Source organism: Deltaproteobacteria bacterium, from assembly GCA_009930495.1.
GTDB lineage: Bacteria > Desulfobacterota > Desulfovibrionia > Desulfovibrionales > Desulfomicrobiaceae > Desulfomicrobium.
On sequence record RZYB01000212.1, the window covers coordinates 1 to 3846 of the forward strand.

The following is a 3846-nucleotide window of genomic DNA, read 5'->3' on the forward strand; positions in this document are numbered from 1 at the left end:
GGCCACGAAAACGTCCTCGGGCCGCAGGGCCGCCTGTCCATCGGTCACGCCCGGCACGGCAAAGGCTATGTTCCCGCCCAAATCGCACCAGCCCGGCCGCGTCACCTCGAAAATGTTCTTCATGCCGACAAAGGCGGCCACAAAGGCCGTGCGCGGCTGACGAAAAATCTCGTGGGTCGAGCCGACCTGCTCCAGACGGCCCAGGCGCAGGACAGCGGCGCGACTGGCCAGGGTCAGGGCGTCCACGAAATCATGGGTGACCATGAGCACGGTCAGGTTCATCTGGGCGTGCAATTCCTTGAGCACCGCGCGCAGATCGTCACGAAATTGCGGGTCCAGGGAGGAAAGGGGCTCGTCCAGCAAGATCACGTCAGGCCGGCAGGCCAAGGCCCGGGCCAGGGCCACGCGCTGTTTTTCCCCGCCGCTCAGGTTCCGGGGCACGCGCCCGGCCACATGGCTCAGACCCAGGCGGTCCAGCAGGGCCAAAGCCTCCCGGTGGCCGTCAGCCGCGTCGATGCCGTGGTAGCGCTGGCCAAAGGTGACATTCTCCAGGACGGTCAAATGCGGAAACAGGGCGTGATCCTGATAGACCAAACTGACCTTGCGCCGCTCCGGCGGCAGACCGCTGGCGTCGCGACCCGCGATATGGATGGTGCCGCCCTGGGGCGCGACCAGCCCGGCGATGGATTCCAGAATCATGGTTTTGCCGGACCCCGTGGGCCCCATCAGGGCAAAAAACTCTCCGGCCGCGACATGCAGGCTGACCGCATCCATGACAAAACCGCCCAGGCGCAGGGTCAAATCGACAACGCGGATCATACGCCCTCCCGCGCCGGCCGGGACAAAACCCGGAGCAGGAAAAAGAACAGCAGGCTGACCAGAATCAAAATAACGGCCACGGGCTGGGAAAACTTGAGCCCGTAGGCAGTGAAACGCTCGTACATGAGCACCGGCGCGATCATGGGATGGTAGGCGACAATGACCACGGCGCCGAACTCGCTCAAGGCCCTGGCCATGCACAAAATCATGCCGACCAGCATGGACCGGCGGCACAGGGGCAGGGTGACCCGGAAAAACGTGGCGCTGGGGCTTGCGCCCAGGGATCGGGACACATTTTCCAGACGCACGGGCACGCTCTCGAAGCCGCCCTTGGCCGTGTTGATGTAAAACGGCAGGCCGACAAAAAACAGCACGGCCGTGATACCCGTGACCGAGCCCATGATTTCCACGCCCAGGCTGGACAAAATCTGGCCGAACCAGTTGTTGCGGCCGGCCAGGGTCAAGAGGGCGATGCCAACCACGGGATGGGGGATCATGATGGGCAGATCGATGAGGCTCTCGACCATCTTCTTGCCTGGAAATTCCCGCCGCGCCAAAACATAGGCCAGGGGCGTGCCCAAAACCAGGGCCAGAATCGCGGCCAGCCCCGAAGCCCACAGGGAAAGGCCCACGGACTTAAGCACGTCCGGGTCGAGCAACGTCGCGCGCATGGTCTCCAGGCTGGGCGAGGCCACGGTCCGGGCCAGGGGCACGGCGATGAACAGCAGCACCACGACGCAGGACGAAACCACCCACGTGGAAAAAACAAGGCCGGGCAGGCTTCGCAAACCTCCCCGGCCTTGCCCGGCAATGGGCGCGAGCATTTATTTACCTGCCTGGACCAGCGGCTGAAGCGTGGCGGGCATGGCCTTTTTCATGACCTCCGAGATCACGCCAACCGGAACCAACGGCGGCTGGCCCTGCTCCTTCAAAATCTTGAGACCACCTTCGGGATCGAACAGATAGGCCAGAAACGCCTCGGCCGCCCCAGCATTGGGCGCCTTCTTGAGCATGGTCACGCCATAGGTGATGGAACTGCCCTTCTGCTCGACAAAGGTTCCCGGCTCCTTGCCCGTGACCTTGACCGAAACCGTTTTGTACATGTTCTCCATGGCGTGGTTGCCCATGTTGATGTGGTCGTCGAAGGTGATGTACTTAAGCCCGTGCTGCACGGCCACGGACATATATTCCCAGGCATAGTCCATGTTGCCGGACTCCAGCATGGAAATGAGCTCCACGGACTTGGGCCGCACGTTCTTTTCCGGACGGTTGGCCAGCACCTTGTCGTACAGGCCGGCCTGACCCGTGAATTTCTCGGCCAGCTGAATGGCCATCAGGCTGCGGTAGCCACAGGGGTCCAGATTGGGATCGGAATGGCCCCAGACCACGTCCGGGCGCTGCAAAATCTCAGCCCAATTCTTGTCATTGATTTCCGAGGCATATTTGCTCTTGTCGGTGTAGCAGAGCACGATCTGGTTGGTGGCGAACAAGGCGTTCCAATCCGCGAACTCGGGGATAAGCATCTTGTCGATGACCTGGTAGTCGGCCGAGGCCATGATGTCGCACGGCTTGCCCAGCTCGGTGATGGACCGGGCCAGCTTGGTGCTGCCCCCGGATTCGCGCTGGATATCGACCTTGGGGTATTTGGCCTCAAAAGCCTTTTCCATGGCGTCAAACGGCACGGACAGACTGCCGGCATGGAAAATAACCAGCTTGCCGGACGGCTCGGCGGCAACGGGACCAGCCAACGTCATGGACAACAACGCGGCGAGCAGGGACGATTTCACGCAACGGGCGACGATCTTCATGAACAACCTCCTGGTAATAGGAAAAAGTACCGCTCGAATATGCCGCCGCTGTCATTTCTGTCAAACAAGGGCATTTTCTTGACCTCTACGATCCGGTTTATCGCCAGTCCTCGACGTCCAAGGCGGCTTCCGGCCGGACAAGGGGGATGCGCACGGTCAGGGTCGTGCCCCGGCCGACCGTGGAGTCAACCTCGATCCGCCCGCCATGCTTGCCGACAATCACGTCATGAACCATGGCCAGCCCTTGGCCCGTACCCGTTCCGACCTCCTTGGTGGTGAAAAACTGATCGAAGATCTTGTCCCGGTTTTCGTCCGGAATGCCGCAACCCGTGTCGGAAAAAACGATCACGACCTGATCCTTGTCCCGCCTGGAGCTAACCACGATCCGCCCCAAGTCGGTGCTCTTTTCCTGATCCCGACGCTCGGCGATGGCCTGGGCCGCGTTGACGATGATGTTCAAGAAAACCTGATTCATGTCGTTGGCCAGACACAACACTTCGGGCAACTCCGGTTCCAGGTCCAAATCCAGTTCGGCCAGGTACTTCCATTCATTCCTGGCCACCAGGACCGTCGTTTCCAAGGCCTTGTTCAGATCGACCAGGGTCATGGCGTCCCCGCCCGGGTGCGCGAACCGCTTCATGGCCCGGACAATGGCGGCCACCCGCTCCGTGCCGTCCAGGGCCTGATCCAGGGCCAGGGGGATTTCTTCGAGCAAAAAGTCGAAATCCGTCCCGGCCGCCATGGTCCGAATCGACGCCGCGTCCAGGTCCGCCCCATCAAAAGCCGGGCGGCACGCGTCCACGACCCGGAGCACATCCCGCCAACTGTCCCGCAAAAACCCCAGGTTATCGCCGACGTACTGGATGGGGGTGTTGATTTCATGGGCCACGCCCGAAGCCAGCCGTCCCACGGATTCCAGCTTCTGGGCCATGGCCAGCTGCGTTTCCAGGGTCTTGCGGGCGCTCTGATCAAAAAGAAGGGCCACCAAATGCTGCCGGCCAGTCCGGTCCACCTCGACCAGGGCGCGGGAAATAAACAAAAAGGAACCGTCCTGGCGCCGAATCCGGCCATCCACCTGCCCCTGGTTACACTGGGCCGGGTCGAACAGGGGCGTCGTCTGTCTGGTCCGGGAAAGGGTCAGTTCGGGCAGATCGGCGCCTGGCCGGCCCAGAAAATGATGGGGTGGAAAGCCGAGGATCGCCTCGGCCTGGGCGTTCAT

4 protein-coding genes are annotated in these 3846 nt (G+C 61.9%); all 4 read right to left on the reverse strand.

The features are described from left to right. Window positions 1-819, reverse strand: an 819-nt coding sequence (locus EOL86_12630) for an ABC transporter ATP-binding protein (protein NCD26421.1), incomplete at its 3' end; no start/stop codon positions are given. Then, complete coding sequence (locus EOL86_12635) at window positions 816-1643, reverse strand: ABC transporter permease subunit (GenBank protein ID NCD26422.1); 828 nt, start codon at window positions 1641-1643, stop codon at window positions 816-818. The genes EOL86_12635 and EOL86_12630, both read right to left, overlap by 4 nt. Then, entirely contained in the window at window positions 1644-2627 is a 984-nt protein-coding gene (gene wtpA / locus EOL86_12640; GenBank protein NCD26423.1) for a tungstate ABC transporter substrate-binding protein WtpA, read from the reverse strand. Between the two features lie 97 nt (window positions 2628-2724). Further along, window positions 2725-3846: a hypothetical protein gene (locus EOL86_12645; GenBank protein NCD26424.1), complete on the reverse strand. Its 1122-nt coding sequence runs from the start codon at window positions 3844-3846 to the stop codon at window positions 2725-2727.